This window comes from Leyella lascolaii (genome assembly GCF_900079775.1).
In the GTDB taxonomy this organism is placed as follows: domain Bacteria; phylum Bacteroidota; class Bacteroidia; order Bacteroidales; family Bacteroidaceae; genus Prevotella; species Prevotella lascolaii.
The window spans coordinates 408,049-423,902 of the sequence record NZ_LT556036.1 but is presented as its reverse complement, the minus strand read 5'-3'; the positions used below and the strand labels follow the sequence as shown (position 1 = coordinate 423,902).

Here is a 15,854-nt window from a genome sequence, read left to right as displayed (position 1 = left end):
CATACTGAACGAATCCTCATCGTCACAACTGCAAATGACATGTGATACTATAAGTACTATAAGTATATATATATATTCTGCCTTCATTAAAAATGAAACGAATATAATCCTGTTATATTGCCTATGACAATATAAATTTTATCCAATCACAATATTTTTCAAAAAAAAGTCGAAAATATTTGGTTATTTACCCAAAAGGAAGTACCTTTGCACTCGCATTTTGGAAATGAGCAAATAATAGTAATATTTATGCTGCATCCTTAGCTCAGTTGGTAGAGCAACTGACTCTTAATCAGTGGGTCTAGGGTTCGAATCCCTAAGGATGTACAAATGCAAATCCCAAAATGAGCATCCTTAGCTCAGTTGGTAGAGCAACTGACTCTTAATCAGTGGGTCTAGGGTTCGAATCCCTAAGGATGTACAAAAGGATGTGTCAGAATAGGCACATCCTTTTTCTGTTATGAATACCCCGCTATAAGTATAAATAAAAGAAATCATATAGAATGAACCGGCACCGCCATACTTAACACGAAAAAAGAGACTAATACAAGCACTACCCTTGTATTAGTCTCTTTCTATTCTGAGCCTCTTGTCGGATTCGAACCAACGACCCCGAGATTACAAATCACGTGCTCTGGCCAACTGAGCTAAAGAGGCGGGTGGGTAAGCTACTTACATCGCGCCGCTACAACCAACTACCTTTGCTACGTTCCCGTCCTGGAGGATTCGAAGGGAGCTGGCCGTGCAAGACTTACCCGTATTGCGGGTGCAAAGGTAACAATAAAGTTTAAATTACAATGTATTATGGAGTCAGGTATTGGCATTTTAACTTATTTTACAATATTATTAGCCCGCGCAATCATTTATATTCAACATGTCACCTATTTATATATATAAACAAAACCTGCCTGTCTCAAACCTTTCCAATTATTCCGGGTGCACCGATCATTCACGATTTTACGCAAGAGCTGAAAACGAGCTGCATGCGTTCCGCAGAATTTAAAGAAAGTGAATTTATATATCCCACACATGTTTAATCCGAAAATTTTGTGTAAGTTTGCACATGTTTTATAAAACCATCTGTTCATTTGATGATTAAATTAGATAACTTAATCCAACTTAAAGCGTTCGCACGTCAGGACGGTGCATTGTTGTCACTATTATGGACTGCAAGTTTTGCAGCTGTAATATATGCCCCGCAGACTCCGTTAGGCAACATTCTGGCACTTGCCACCCCATTCTTTATAGGATGGCGCCTTGCAAGCTTTCGCAACTACGCGCTAAATGGAGTCATCTCATTCAGAAGGGGTTTTGCGTATTCTGTATTTACTACATTTTATGCTTCTGCAATTTTTGCGATAATGCAATATCTGTATTTCATGTTTCTTGACAATAACATGTTCATGACCATGATTACAAAAACGATGAATGACATCATGCCCATATATACGGAAAACGGATTCCCTGTTGAGGAATTAAATAACGAACTGAAGATGATGGCAGAGCTGACTCCCATACAATGGGCATTCATGTTTATGATGCAAAATATTTTCATCGGTTTTATTTTAGCGTTTCCCATAGCCGCTGTATGCTCCAGACGTGCTGGAAGAAAAATAAAAATCAATAACTGAAAGATTCAACAAAAATTATAATTATATAATATGGACATCTCTGTAATAATCCCTCTATATAACGAAGAAGAATCGCTGCCAGAACTTTACAACTGGATTGCGCGTGTCATGAAGGACAACGGCTATAGTTATGAAGTGATTTTTGTTAACGACGGCTCTACAGACAACTCATGGAAAGTGATAGAGGAACTCAGCAGGAAAGCCGATGAGGTGAAGGGCATAAAGTTCCGCAGAAATTACGGAAAGAGCCCGGCTCTTTATTGCGGTTTCAAAGAAGCCAAGGGAAATGTTGTGATAACAATGGACGCAGACCTTCAGGACTCTCCTGACGAGATACCGGAACTATACAGAATGATAACGGAAGACGGCTATGATCTGGTGTCAGGATATAAGCAGAAACGCTACGACCCACTTTCAAAGACAATACCGACAAAACTATTCAACGCTACAGCAAGGAAGATAAGCGGAATACACAATCTGCATGATTTCAATTGCGGACTGAAAGCGTATCGCAGTGAAGTGGTGAAAAACATAGAGGTATACGGTGAGATGCATAGATATATACCGTACATTGCAAAAAATGCAGGATTCGATAAGATAGGCGAAAAAGTTGTGCATCACCAAGCGCGCAAATACGGAAAATCAAAATTCGGCCTAAATAGATTTTTCAACGGCTACTTAGACCTTATCACATTATGGTTCCTCAACAATTTCGGAAAGAAGCCTATGCACGTATTCGGATTTTTAGGCACCATAGTTTTTCTAATAGGTCTGATTTCCGCAATGATTATAGGAGCAGAAAAGCTTTGGTGTCTGTCCAATGGTGTACCACAGCGTCTTGTTACAGAATCGCCATATTTCTATATAGCCCTTACAATGATGATGATTGGTACACAGCTGTTTCTGACAGGTTTTATAGGCGATCTTGTAAGCCGTACTTCGCAGACACGCAATGATTATCAAATAGAAAAAATGCTGAGATGCGGAAACTCATAATATTCTTTGCAATTGCATCAGCTTTGTGCGCATGTTCTTCTATTGACTGCCCGCTCAATAATAAGGTATACGCTCAATATAAGTTTGCAGGAGATGGTATGAGTGACGGCACAATTATTACTGTCACAACATCATTGTCGCAGGCTGAAGGTGACGATTCTGTTCTAATAAACAAAATGGAGTATGCCGACAGTATATCACTGCCGATGAGTTATGCAAGAACAGAGGATGTGTTCTATTTTAAATTTGAGAAAAGCAACGGCAGTACAATTACAGATACAGTAAAGGTTGCAAAAAAGAATATACCCCATTTCGAATCGGTGGACTGCAATCCTGCATTCTTTCATACAATTACAGGTGTAGAACATACAAGACATGCCATTGAATCAATTATAATAAATAATAATACAGTAACTTATAATGTTGCAGAAGCACATTTTATCATATATCTTAAAGATAGCGACAGTTCTGACATTTCTGATGTCCGGTAACACATACACTATTGCCCAACAAAATAACAGACACCAAACAGAAATGCCTGCCGACACCATACCATTTTTCCGTGGTATTGCCGTTTCTGCTGATCTTGCAGGAATAGGCCAACTGGCATTCAGCGACTACGGACAGTATGAAGCGGCATTGCGCATTAACCTGAAGGACAGATACTTTCCTGTAATAGAACTGGGATATGGCAAGGCAGACACTGAAAACATAATATCGAAACTGTCATACAAGACAAGTGCTCCATACGGAAGAGTAGGTGTAGACTTTAATCTTATGAAGAACAAACACGACATTTACAGAATTTACGGAGGAGTCAGATATGCCTACACATCCTTTAAGTTCGATGTTGAAGGAAACGATATAAGCGACCCAGTGTGGGGAGACAATGTTGAATATTCCGCAAAAGGAATCAAAGCAAGCTATCATTGGTTAGAAGCGGTATTCGGACTTGACGCAAAAATATGGGGTCCCATAAGACTCGGATGGAGTTTCAGATATAAAAGACGTCTGATTCATGACGACGGCAACATAGGGAACACATGGTACGTGCCCGGCTATGGAAAGCAAGGAGGCACAAGACTTGGAGGAACGTTTAATGTGGCATTTGAACTTTAAATCATGAATAAGAACAGATATAACAGAAAAAATATAGGACAAATACTGTTTCTGATATTCCTAATTGTGGGTACGGTGCTGATTGTCAGAAAACAGCGCAACATGCCATATCAGCATGATAGCGGAATGATTTTCGGAACCATATACAACGTTACATACCAATGTGACAAGAACCTTGGTGAAGGAATACTTGCTGCAATGAAAGAAGTTGACAACTCACTCTCCATGTTCAACAAAAACTCAACAATATCCAGAATAAACCGCAACGAACATGTCGAGCCAGACGAGATGTTTTTAGATGTTTTCAATCTTGCTCAGGACATTGCCCAAAAGACAGACGGTGCGTTCGACATAACTGTGGCTCCATTAGTAAACGCCTGGGGATTCGGATTCAAAAAAGGGAAAATGCCGGTACAAAGTCAAATAGACAGTTTGTTATCCATAACAGGATATCAGAAAGTAAAATATATCAAGACTGACGGCAAGGGAGAGATTATAAAGAAAGATAACAGGATAATGCTTGACTGTAGTGCCATCGCAAAAGGCTATGGATCTGATATGGTTGCAAGATATTTGGAATCGCAAGGAGTGAAGAACTACATGGTTGAAATAGGCGGAGAAGTTGTCACACGCGGTATTAACAGCCAACAACAACCATGGAGAATAGGCATAAGCAAGCCTGTGGATGACACTTTGAATGTAAACAGAGACATTCAGGCTGTATTGAAAGTAAAAGACATGGCAATGGCGACAAGCGGTAACTATAGAAATTTCTATTATAAGAATGGGAAAAAATATGCCCATACGATAGATCCCAAGACAGGGAGACCTGTACAGCACAGCCTGCTTTCAGCAACCGTACTTGCCAAAGACTGTGCCACTGCAGATGCGTACGCCACCGCATTTATGGTGATGGGGGTTGAAAAAGCCAAACTGATATTGAAAAATAACACGGAAATCATGGCGTATTTCATATATTCTGATGATTCGGGGAAAACAAAAGTGTGGTACTCCGATACAATAAGACAAAAACTGTCAAACTGAAAATCCATATGGTGAACGAACCGGATATGTACACCAGACTGCTAAGGCAGCCTCTGTTTCAAGGTATGAGCAAAACTGATATCCACAATATCATAGCCCATACTAAGTTCGGCTTCAACAAATTCAAGGATGGAGAAACGATTGTAAAGGATGGAAGCGTATGCAACAAGCTCATATTCCTTACAAACGGAAAGATTAAAGCAACCAGATATTCTGACGACCACGGATATGCATTCTCTGAAGAATTAGCAGCACCGGAAATACTGCAGCCGGAACATATATTCGGACTTAACCAACGCTATACCTATACATTCACTGCGTCAGGTTCATGTAACCTTATAACGCTTGACAAGAACGAAACACTCAGATTATCCGACGAATTTATAATATTCCGACTCAACCTTCTTAACATAATAACAACACAAACACAAAAAATAACACACAAATGGTGGCTTGCTAAACCTACAGACCTAAGAAGACGAATCGTCCGTTTCTTTGAGTCTCACTGCCAGAAACCCGCCGGAGCAAAAACAATACACATAAAAATGGAACGGCTGGCTGAAGAGTTGAACGATAACAGGCTCAATATTTCACGCGAACTCAACAAAATGCAGAGCGAGGGACTATTACAACTCAAAAGAGCCATCATACACATACCGTCACTTGAAAAACTGATGATGTAACCTCATCCCATGTGTAATATAAGTTAAAAATAAGTTCAATGCAAAACGTATATGATATTTTTACTATTTTTGCAGTAGGTATAAACTATATTAGTTATATCTTAAATTTGCAATAAAAGAATATCAATACGTATGTTTGAAAATAAAAAAGAGAAAAGCAATCGAACGAATCCCTTCTTCGAGAATTATAACACCCCACATGAGACAGTTCCTTTCAGCCTGATAGAGATATCAGACTATGAGGAAGCCTTTATGGAAGGCATCAGAAGAGATGATGAAGAAATTGAAAAAATAATAAATGACGAATCAGAACCTACCTTCGAAAACACAATTATAAGGACAGATAATGAAAAGGGTGAGCATTATTATGATTTGCTGAACCGTGTGTCCAATGTGTTTTCCTGCATGCTCAGTGCCGAAACCAATGACGAGCTTGATGCTCTGGCACAGAAAATGAGTCCTATTCTGACAAAACACGCCAATGACGTAAAACTGAATAAGAAACTTTTTGAACGCATCAAATATGTTTATGAGCATCACCGTGAACTGTCACCGGAAGAACAGATGTTATTGAACAACTGTTATGACGGTTTTGTCAGCAGTGGAGCTTTATTAGACGAAGATGGAAAAGAAAAGCTCAGAAAGCTTACAGAAGAAGCAAGTATGCTGTCCCTCCAGTTTTCACAAAACCTACTGAAAGAGAACAAAGCTTATACTCTTGACATAACAGATGAGAAACAGCTAGACGGACTTCCAGAAACTGCCATAAACGCGGCTGCTCAGACTGCAAAGGAACAAGGAAAGACAGGATGGGTGTTTACACTTGACGCACCCAGTTATTCCCCATTCATGACATACTCTACCAAAAGAGAACTGAGGAAGAAAATGTATATGGAGAAAAACACTCTTGGTATACATGAAAACAACGAAAACAATCTGGAAATATGCAAGCGTCTCATAAACCTCAGACGTGAAATAGCACAGCTACTTGGCTATGATACGTTTGCAGATTATGTCATGAGACACAGAATGGCAGAAAGCACAGCCAACGTATACAAGCTTCTGGATGAGCTGATAGAGGCTTATAAGCCAACAGCACTGAAAGAGATTGAAGAAATAAACATGTTGGCAAAAGAAAAAGAAGGAGATAATTTCAATGTGGAGCCATGGGATTTCAGCTTCTATTCCCACAAACTCCAGATAGAAAAATACAATTTGGATTCTGAAATGCTGCGTCCGTATTTTGAACTGTCAAAAGTAATAAGCGGAGTGTTCGGTCTGGCAACCAGATTATACGGAATCACATTCAAAGAGAATAAGGACATTCCTGTATATCATCAGGATGTTAAAGCGTATGAAGTATTCGATAAAGACGGAACTTATCTCGCCGTGCTTTATGCAGACTTCTTCCCAAGAAAAGGGAAACAAGGAGGTGCTTGGATGACAGAATTCCAGGGACAATGGATAGACAAAAAAGGCGTAAATGTAAGACCGCACGTGAGTTTGGTGATGAATCTCACAAAGCCGACAGAACATAAACCGGCACTGCTTACACTTGGAGAAGTAGAAACATTCCTTCACGAATTCGGACACGCACTGCACGGAATGTTTGCAAACACACGATTTGAAAGTCTCAGCGGGACGAATGTATGGTGGGACTTTGTGGAACTGCCTTCACAATTTATGGAAAACTTTGCTGTTGAGAAAGACTTCCTACGTACATTCGCCTTCCATTATGAGACTAAAGAACCAATTCCAGATGAGTTGATTGAACGTATACACAAGAGTCGTAATTTCCTCGCCGCATACGGATGTTTAAGACAAGTAAGCTTTGGATTACTAGACATGGCATATTACACTCAAAAAGATGTTTTTGACAAAGACATAATACAATTCGAAAAGAAAGCATGGGAAAAAGCCATAATATCGAAGCAATTGCCGAACACATGCATGACAACACAGTTTTCGCACATTATGTCAGGAGGATATGCTGCGGGATATTACAGTTATAAATGGGCGGAAGTACTTGATGCCGACGCATTCAGTATGTTTCAAAAGAATGGAATATTCGACAAGGATACCGCTCAAAGATTTAGGGACTGCATACTTTCAAAGGGAGGTACAGAACACCCAATGATTCTTTATACAAAATTCAGAGGACAGAAACCGACAATAGACGCATTACTGACACGCAATGGAATCAACAGACAAACAAAGGAATCTTGACATCAGGTATCTGCGCATGGCAAGAATATGGGCAGAAAACAGCTATTGCCAAAGACGTAAGGTTGGAGCTCTCGTGGTAAAAAATAAAATGATAATCAGCGACGGGTACAACGGAACACCCAGCGGATTTGAGAACCAATGCGAGGACAACAACAATGTAACCAAGCCTTACGTTCTACATGCCGAGGCAAACGCCATCACCAAACTTGCAAGAAGCAACAATAACAGTGACAATGCTACTCTATACGTAACAGCCGCACCATGCATAGAATGCTCAAAACTGATTATTCAAGCCGGGATAAAAAGGGTTGTCTATGGTGAGAAATACAGGTTGGAGGATGGCATAAATCTATTAAAAAAAGCAAATATTGAAGTGATTTATTTAAATCCAGAAGAGAATGAATATTAATAAATCAAATCGTTTCATACCATTTATGATGGCTTTGTGCGTCGTAATTGGTATTGTCATAGGAACGTTCTATGCAAATCATTTTTCAGGAAATCGGTTGAATATAATAAACTCAGGGAGCAACCGGCTCACGAACCTACTTCATGTTATCGATGACAAATATGTGGATAAAGTAAACCTCGACTCACTGGCAGAGGCTGCAATACCGAAGATTCTTGCAGAACTTGACCCGCATTCTGTATATATAAGTGCAAAAGATGTACAGGCGGCAAACGATGATCTGAAAGGTTCTTTTTCCGGTGTAGGTATAGAATTCACCATAAGGGAGGATACGATAAGGGTACAGAACGTCATAAGCAATGGTCCCGCTGAAAGAGCCGGAATAATTGCGGGAGACAAGATTGTAAGTGTTGACGGCAAACCTTTCGTCGGAAAGATTGTTACCAATCAGGAGGCACAGTACAGATTGAAAGGTCCTAAGGGAACAAAAGTGAAAATTGGTGTCATCAGATATAAGCAGAAGAACGTAAAATACTTTACCGTAACACGTGGAGAAATACCTCAGAAGAGCATCAGCGCGACATATATGCTTGACGACAAAACCGGATATATAAGAATAAAGAATTTCGGCGAGACGACATATCCTGAATTGCTTATTTCTCTGGCACAATTGTCTCAAAGCGGATTCCAGAGTCTTATCATAGATTTGAGGGATAACACCGGCGGTTATATGAATCCGGCAGTGCAGATGGCTAACGAGTTCTTACCAAAGAACAAACTTATTGTCTATACTCAGGGAAGAAAATCGCCAAGACAGGAATACAGGTCTGACGGGCGTGGCAACTATCAGAACCTCCCTCTCGTTGTCTTGATAAACGAGGGCTCGGCATCAGCGTCTGAAATTTTTGCAGGTGCAATGCAGGACAACGACCGTGCAACAATTATAGGACGGCGTTCCTTTGGAAAAGGTCTTGTACAGCTGCCTATGGAATTCCCTGATGGAAGTATGATAAGGCTTACTGTAGCAAGATATTACACTCCGTCCGGACGATGCATCCAGAAACCGTATACAGCCGGTGATGACAAAAATTACGAACAGGATATTATTGCCCGTTACCAGCATGGAGAATTCTTCTCACAGGACAGCATCAAACACACCGGTCCGGCATACTACACCGGTTTAGGCCGAACCGTATATGGAGGTGGAGGCATAACGCCGGACATTTTCATTGCAGAGGATACACTTGGTGTTACTTCATATTATAAAGAAGCAAGCATAAGCGGACTCATCCTGCAGTTTGCGTTTAACTACACAGACAATAACAGGCAAAAGCTGAATAACTACAAGGAGATGTCCGAATTATCAGACTATCTGGTGAGTCAGAATATTGTAGAGAAATTTGTTGTATACGCTGAAAAACATGGTTTGAAGCGACGCAATATTATGATCAGGAAGTCGCACAAACTGTTAGAGCGTTACATTAACAGTCGCATCATTTACAACATGCTTGATGAGGCGGCATGGACCGAATATATCAATCTTGACGATCCGGCAATTGAGAGTGCTATAAATGTTTTCAAAAACAACGCCGCATTCCCACAGAAGCCACAAAAGGAAAATAAAAAGAAAAACACGACGGCATATGTGAGCCGTGACCTCAGAGAGCACGGTCATATAAAGATATATCATGCTTAGAAAAGAAGAAATCAGACAACAGATAAAAAGACGCAAGCGACAATTCACAGAAGAACAATTAAGGGAATTGTCGCTTGCTATTATTGACAGGCTGTTGGGTCACCCTCGGATAAAAAAAGCAAAAAGAATATTAATGTATTATTCTTTGCCTGATGAGGTTTACACACATGAGGCGATTATACAGCTTGTAAACGAAGGTAAAGAAGTATTCCTTCCGGTAGTTCTTGATAATTTTGAAATGGAACTGCATAAATTCAGCCGGAAAGATAATATGAGTGAAGGAGCATTCAACATAATGGAACCCATAGGGCATAAATATACGGATTTCGACAGTATAGACGTTGCAGTCATTCCGGCAATCGCATATGATGAAAAAAACAACAGACTCGGGCGTGGCAAGGGATACTATGACAGGTTTTTAGCAAAGATTCCACTTGCATACAAAATAGGCATATGCTTCGACTTCCAAAAAATCACAGACATACCTGCTGACAATAATGATGTTCCCGTAGATGAAGTAATATAGAACAAGGACATGATAAAATCAATACACCCTCACATCAACAATCACCTGGCTTCCGACAGACATATTAAGTCTTTTCACAAGCTGTTCTCTCATCATAGATAAATCATGCCGCAAAGCAGGATTCAATATCTTTACAAAAAGAGTCTGGTTTCTTATATATTTCTCCGCAGTATACCTCTCGACAGTACGCCCAGCCACAATACTCCATGAGTCAACAAGGCGTTTTTGTAACAATGGTGTCTCAAGTCCCTCTTTCCTCAAATAAATGTTCACGAGATCTGAAATTGACATAACTTCCTGCTTAAACATCTGTATTCTCCTCTATTTCACCGTCCTTAACCACAAATAGTTTATAATTGAAAGACCCGCTGTCAAGTATTCTGTCAAGATGCTCACGATTTGTGTCTGTGATGAATATCTGACCATAATTGTTCCCGGAAACCAAACTTATAATCCGCTCTACCCTATCCGCATCCAATTTATCAAAAATGTCATCAAGCAATAGCAGCGGTTTCGTATTTGAAACAGTCCTGCACAGAAAATCAAACTGTGACAATTTAAGTGCCAACACAAAAGTCTTATTCTGTCCTTGGCTTCCCTCACGCTTCATCTGATAATCTCCCAACATCATATTCAAATCGTCACGGTGCACACCGTGCAAAGAATATCCTAAAATGCAATCCTTGCTGCGCCCCTTACGTATCATGTCAAGCAAATCACCTTTTTGCGCATGTGAGACATAGCTCAAAGAAACGCTCTCTTTATTCCCTGATATAGTATTATAAACAGATTTGAAAACAGGAATGAACTCTTTTATAAAATGTTCCCTTTTATCATAGATAATCTTTCCATGATGTGCCATCTCGTTTTCCCAGATATCAAGAAGCGTTTCGTCCGGTTTTTCCGTTTTCAGCAAAGAATTACGCTGCATGAGAGCTTTGTTATATGCCGTCAAAGCCTCAATATAATTCCGGTCATATTGAGAAATCACCACATCCATGAACCGTCTTCGCTCCTCACTGCCGCCACCTATGAGCGAAACGTCGTTCGGAGATATAAATATAAGAGGTATTAATCCTATATGCTGTGAGAGCTTTTTATATTCCTTTTTGTCTCGTTTAAAATGCTTCTTTGTTCCACGCTTCATGCCACAATATACATCTATGGCATTCCCGGAATCATCAGAGTAAAATCCTTCTAAAACAAAAAAATCCTCTCCGTGTTTTATTATCTGTGAGTCAATCGGATTAAAAGAACTTCTACAAAACGAAAGATAATACACCGCATCCAACAAGTTTGTCTTACCCTCACCGTTATTTCCAATGAAACAATTAATCTTGGGTGACATCAACAACGTCGCTTCTCTAATGTTCTTAAAATTAATAATTGAAACTTTATTTAATATCATCCGAAATGTAAAATCTTCTTTTATGCAAAGATAAGTCTTTTATCAATAAAAAAGAAAAAAGTAGAAAATAAATTTCAATATATGAGATTAATTACGTAATTTTGTGTCGCATTTTTTATGCATATACTACATCTAATTCTGCAAAAACAGAAAATAATAAAAACAATAAAATAGAATGGCAAACAAAAAAGAATCCGGAGCTCTTGACATGAAAGAGACTCTCAGCAATTCAGAAGCTTTCTATAATAAAAACAAGAAAGCTATTCTTATCGTATTGTCCGCAATCATAATCTTAATTGCGGGTCTCTTGATTTACAAAGCTTATTACGCAGGACCAAGAGAAGAAAAGGCAAGTACGGCATTAGCAAAAGGTCAGGAATACTTCAACATGGAGCAATTCGACAAAGCACTCAATGGAGACAGCACGGGATATACCGGCTTTATCAGAATCATCAGTGATTACAGTGGAACTGACGCCGCAAACCTTGCAAATCTTTATGCCGGACTTTCTTGTGCGAATCTTAACAAATGGAATGATGCAGTGAAGTATCTGGAAGCATATTCACCTTCCGATGATGCAATGGTCAGTCCTGCCGCAGTAGCAGCATTAGGAAACGCCTATGCTCAGATAGGAGAAATTGATAAAGCTGTGAAAAACCTAAAAGACGCAGCAAAAATGGCTGATAGCCGGTCTGAGGCAAAAGCAAACATGAGCATTTCACCGACATTCCTTATCCAAGCCGGAGAACTGCTTGAAAGCCAGGGTAAAAAGTCGGATGCACTGAAAATATATCAGGACATCAAAACAAAATATGTAAACTCTCCGGTGGTTCAAAATTCTGAAATTGACAAATATATAGAACGGGTTTCTGAATAAATGGCGACAGCACTACATAATCTTTCTAAATACAATAAGGAATCGATACCGGATGCCAGCAACATGTGTTTCGGCATAGTGGTAGCAGAATGGAATAGTGATATAACAAATGCGTTGCTCGACGGTGCGGTAACTACACTGGAGAAACATGGTGCACTACCCGAAAATATACATGTAAAAAAAGTACCCGGGAGCTTTGAGTTAATATATGGAGCACACCAGATGGTACTTCACGGATACGATGCGGTAATAATTTTAGGATGTGTCATCAGAGGTGAGACTCCGCACTTTGATTACATTTGCCAAGGCGTTACATACGGAATCGCACACCTTAATACAACAAGTGAAATTCCAATTATATATGGCTTATTGACAACCAATGATTTGCAGCAGGCAAAAGACAGAAGCGGAGGGAAGCTTGGAAATAAAGGTGACGAATGTGCTATAGATGCTATAAAAATGGCTAAATTCTAATCATTATTAAGAATAATAAGAAGTAGGAGGAAAAATAACACTTATTTTCCTCCTACTTTTTTTATATCTGTTCATCATCTTGAGCGTACAAATATGGGCAATGATAGATAAAGGCCATGCTGTGCACACTTGATTGCATAATGATACATGCCGACATTAATCACACACAAGAAGGACAGCTTTCAGTTATGGTGAAAATATATATGACTACAACAAGACTCGACAATCGACAATCAGTAGGCATAATCACATAAATACATGAAAAGAAAGCAGAATAAAACAAGAGCAAATATACAATGTTATGACACGTTTGTACCCATATAATAAATTGCCCATAATAGCTATAGCTGAAGTAAAAAATATTGACAAAAAATTTCATTGAAATAGACAGAGCCGACAAGATAAAAACAGGTATTCATTACGTAGGACTGCACGGTTTTTCCACAATACTGATATAAATTAGGAATACATATTTACTCAACAGACTGTATTCATATTCTGAAAGTTTCCTCGAAAGCAGAATAGTACATCGTATTGCTCATCCTAAAGTCGCAAAATCTGTCTTTTTTAAGAGTTATTCCGCCCTACACACCATGCTCATGCTGGAATACACCTTCCCCATAAAGGCTTTTTCATACCATCATAGAGCCTTTTCTGTACTCCCAAACAGCCTTTTCCGTCATAGAAAGTACATATAAAAAGTGTTTGAGAGAAGAATGAGGAAAGTTTACTGGTTATCAGTTACTTTCCTCATTTTGGTTAAAAGTGGCGAGGACAGACGAAGACGGNTAGCAAGAAAAGACTCTTCATGTATTAATTTTGAACGCAAAAAAGAATGACGTTATGAAGAGTACATTTTCAATTATCTTCTACCTCAAAAGACAGGTAGTAAAGAAAGACGGTACTGTTCCAGTTATGGGACGTATCACAGTGGACGGAACACAGGCACAGTTCAGTTGCAAGATGACTGTGAATCCCAATTTGTGGGACACCAAGGGCGGACGCATGACTGGAAAAAGTATGCAAGCCTTGGAGGTGAACCGCAAACTGGACAAAATGCGTGTGAGTATCAGCAAGCATTATCAGGAGATAATAGATCGAGACAACTTTGTCTCTGCCGACAAGGTTAAGAACGCTTTTCTTGGATTGGAGTATCGCTGCCATACCTTGATGAAAGTCTATGAGCAAAGCAGGGATGAAATGGAAAAACAATACAAGGCTGGCATGAAATCTTTGAGCACATTCACAAAATATAGAATCGGTTGTGCTTACGTGGGCGAGTTTTTGCAGTCGCATTATCGTGTAAAGGACATTGCCTTGAAAGAATTGTCCCTGCCGTTTATTACGAACTATGAGACATTCCTTAGAATAGACAAGCAACTGAAGATAAATTCCGCAATGGTGTTTGTCCGTAATCTCCGTGCCATGATTTTTCGGGCGATTGATAACGAGTGGCTCGTCAAAGACCCTTTCAGACGATACGAGTACAAGAACGAGGGAACAACAAGGGAGATTCTGACAAAAGAAGAAATTCACCTGTTGATGGAAACTCCTATCACCAGAAAGCATATGGGGTTGGTGCGTGACTTGTATCTATTCTGCTGTTTCACAGGTCTCGCATTCATTGACCTGTACAACTTGAAGGAAGAGAACATCAAGACATTTTTTGACGATGGCGAGTGGATTGTTATCCACCGACAGAAGACAGGAACGGAAGCCGACATCAAGTTGCTTGACTATCCCAAGCAGATAATGGAGAAATATCGTGGATTGTGCAAGGATGGCAGAGTCTTTCCTGTACCACCTTATAGAAGTTGTCTGCGTTCGCTCAAAAGATTGGGAAAGAAATGCGGTATCACCAAGCCACTTTCCTGGCATGTCTCAAGGCACTCGTTCGCAACCTCGGTTTGCCTCTCCAATGGTGTACCAATAGAAACAGTAAGTTCCATGCTTGGTCACAAAGACATCAAGACCACGCAAGTGTACGCCAAGATTACCAAGGAAAAGTTGAGCAAGGATGTAGAAAAGTTGTCCCAACAACTCAATCACATTGAGGAATTCACATTCGGGAATATTTGCAGCGATAATACGAACACAAAAAAGGCATAGTATGAAACGACAAGTGATAACTATACAGGAAAGCATGGTTATCTACGCTCCTCATCATGGCGAGGTGTGGATGACCGCTTGGGAGATTGCCGAACTGTTGAATGTAACAGGGACAGCAGTGAAGAATACCATCAAGCGCATTTGGAAACAAAGTGTGCTGAAAGACTTCCGGCATTCTCAATACATCAAACTTGAAAATGGATATTCTGCGCATGTCTATGATATGGAAGTGATTATCGCCATAGCACTTCAAATGGATACATACCAAGCCTTGTTGTTCAGACAATGGTTTATCAGTAAGGTTGTGAACCGCAAGGATTGCCAAGCAGAGCAAGTAAAACACGAGTATCCGATGATTATTGTGATGAATGGAACGATGCCAAGAGGTGCAAGTTAGAATTTCTCATTTTTTAATAAGATTCCTACACCTTTATAATATAATAGCGTACAGGAGAAACGATTTTTGTCGTTGTACCGCACCGCCACAGGAGCAAGATACTGCTGAAAAACACGAAACAAAGAATATAGAAACAGAACAAAGCATAGTTGGAAAACAAGCACGCTCCGTCTGTCGGTTATGACGCCTAATTATATATAGGGGTATCTTGATGTTTTTATCATAATAAGATACCCCTGTTTTTTACATGAAATCTCAA

16 protein-coding genes and 3 tRNA genes are annotated in these 15,854 nt (G+C 39.7%); 16 read left to right on the top strand and 3 right to left on the bottom strand.

Annotated features, from left to right (window positions below; translation table 11 throughout):
* Positions 1-254 precede the first annotated feature (254 nt).
* Positions 255-327: transfer RNA gene (locus BN4609_RS05140), tRNA-Lys, on the top strand.
* 21 nt (positions 328-348) lie between these two features.
* Positions 349-421, top strand: a tRNA-Lys gene (locus BN4609_RS05135).
* 162 nt (positions 422-583) lie between these two features.
* Here the strand turns inward: BN4609_RS05135 and BN4609_RS05130 are convergent.
* Positions 584-657, bottom strand: a tRNA-Thr gene (locus BN4609_RS05130).
* Positions 658-1,091: 434 nt separating this feature from the next.
* Here BN4609_RS05130 and BN4609_RS05120 point away from each other — a divergent pair.
* The 10 genes from BN4609_RS05120 to BN4609_RS05075 all read left to right on the top strand — a co-directional run bounded on the left by BN4609_RS05120 (position 1,092) and on the right by BN4609_RS05075 (position 10,330).
* A complete protein-coding gene (locus tag BN4609_RS05120; RefSeq protein ID WP_068855540.1) occupies positions 1,092-1,631 on the top strand; it encodes a DUF4199 domain-containing protein in 540 nt (179 codons plus the stop codon).
* Positions 1,632-1,661: 30 nt separating this feature from the next.
* Positions 1,662-2,627, top strand: coding sequence for a glycosyltransferase family 2 protein (locus tag BN4609_RS05115; RefSeq protein WP_068855539.1), 966 nt, complete (start codon positions 1,662-1,664; stop codon positions 2,625-2,627).
* The gene (locus tag BN4609_RS05110; RefSeq protein WP_068855538.1) at positions 2,612-3,118 is read left to right on the top strand and encodes a DUF6452 family protein; all 507 of its coding nucleotides are present in this window, start codon (positions 2,612-2,614) and stop codon (positions 3,116-3,118) included. Before BN4609_RS05115 ends, BN4609_RS05110 begins: the two co-directional genes overlap by 16 nt.
* The gene (locus BN4609_RS05105; RefSeq protein WP_164071577.1) at positions 3,048-3,746 is read left to right on the top strand and encodes a DUF6048 family protein; all 699 of its coding nucleotides are present in this window, start codon (positions 3,048-3,050) and stop codon (positions 3,744-3,746) included. Before BN4609_RS05110 ends, BN4609_RS05105 begins: the two co-directional genes overlap by 71 nt.
* Before the next feature lie 3 nt (positions 3,747-3,749).
* Complete coding sequence (locus BN4609_RS05100) at positions 3,750-4,790, top strand: FAD:protein FMN transferase (protein ID WP_068855537.1); 1,041 nt, start codon at positions 3,750-3,752, stop codon at positions 4,788-4,790.
* 8 nt (positions 4,791-4,798) lie between these two features.
* Positions 4,799-5,473: a Crp/Fnr family transcriptional regulator gene (locus BN4609_RS05095; protein WP_068855536.1), complete on the top strand. Its 675-nt coding sequence runs from the start codon at positions 4,799-4,801 to the stop codon at positions 5,471-5,473.
* A gap of 132 nt (positions 5,474-5,605) precedes the next feature.
* A complete protein-coding gene (locus tag BN4609_RS05090; protein ID WP_068855535.1) occupies positions 5,606-7,699 on the top strand; it encodes a M3 family metallopeptidase in 2,094 nt (697 codons plus the stop codon).
* On the top strand, positions 7,668-8,108 hold the full coding sequence (locus tag BN4609_RS05085; protein ID WP_021992340.1) for a deoxycytidylate deaminase: 441 nt from the start codon (positions 7,668-7,670) through the stop codon (positions 8,106-8,108). The genes BN4609_RS05090 and BN4609_RS05085 overlap by 32 nt, the downstream gene beginning before the upstream one ends.
* Positions 8,098-9,804, top strand: a complete 1,707-nt coding sequence (locus tag BN4609_RS05080) for a S41 family peptidase (protein WP_021992341.1) — start codon at positions 8,098-8,100, stop codon at positions 9,802-9,804. The genes BN4609_RS05085 and BN4609_RS05080 overlap by 11 nt, the downstream gene beginning before the upstream one ends.
* Positions 9,797-10,330: a 5-formyltetrahydrofolate cyclo-ligase gene (locus BN4609_RS05075; protein ID WP_068855534.1), complete on the top strand. Its 534-nt coding sequence runs from the start codon at positions 9,797-9,799 to the stop codon at positions 10,328-10,330. The genes BN4609_RS05080 and BN4609_RS05075 overlap by 8 nt, the downstream gene beginning before the upstream one ends.
* 18 nt (positions 10,331-10,348) lie before the next feature.
* Here BN4609_RS05075 and BN4609_RS05070 read toward each other — a convergent pair whose 3' ends face one another.
* Positions 10,349-10,639 (bottom strand): DciA family protein, encoded by a 291-nt coding sequence (locus BN4609_RS05070; RefSeq protein WP_068855533.1) that lies wholly within the window; start codon positions 10,637-10,639, stop codon positions 10,349-10,351.
* Positions 10,632-11,738: a DNA replication/repair protein RecF gene (gene recF / locus BN4609_RS05065; RefSeq protein ID WP_068855532.1), complete on the bottom strand. Its 1,107-nt coding sequence runs from the start codon at positions 11,736-11,738 to the stop codon at positions 10,632-10,634. The genes BN4609_RS05070 and recF overlap by 8 nt, the downstream gene beginning before the upstream one ends.
* Before the next feature lie 175 nt (positions 11,739-11,913).
* Between recF and BN4609_RS05060 the strand changes: the two genes are divergently transcribed.
* The 4 genes from BN4609_RS05060 (at position 11,914) to BN4609_RS05045 (ending at position 15,595) form a co-directional block, all read left to right on the top strand.
* Entirely contained in the window at positions 11,914-12,615 is a 702-nt protein-coding gene (locus tag BN4609_RS05060; RefSeq protein ID WP_068855531.1) for a tetratricopeptide repeat protein, read from the top strand.
* Positions 12,616-13,089 (top strand): 6,7-dimethyl-8-ribityllumazine synthase, encoded by a 474-nt coding sequence (ribH, locus tag BN4609_RS05055; RefSeq protein WP_021993290.1) that lies wholly within the window; start codon positions 12,616-12,618, stop codon positions 13,087-13,089.
* A gap of 843 nt (positions 13,090-13,932) precedes the next feature.
* Positions 13,933-15,198, top strand: a complete 1,266-nt coding sequence (locus BN4609_RS05050) for a site-specific integrase (protein WP_068855651.1) — start codon at positions 13,933-13,935, stop codon at positions 15,196-15,198.
* A 1-nt stretch (position 15,199) separates the two neighbouring features.
* The gene (locus BN4609_RS05045) at positions 15,200-15,595 is read left to right on the top strand and encodes a virulence RhuM family protein (RefSeq protein WP_068855530.1); all 396 of its coding nucleotides are present in this window, start codon (positions 15,200-15,202) and stop codon (positions 15,593-15,595) included.
* Positions 15,596-15,854: the final 259 nt, after the last annotated feature.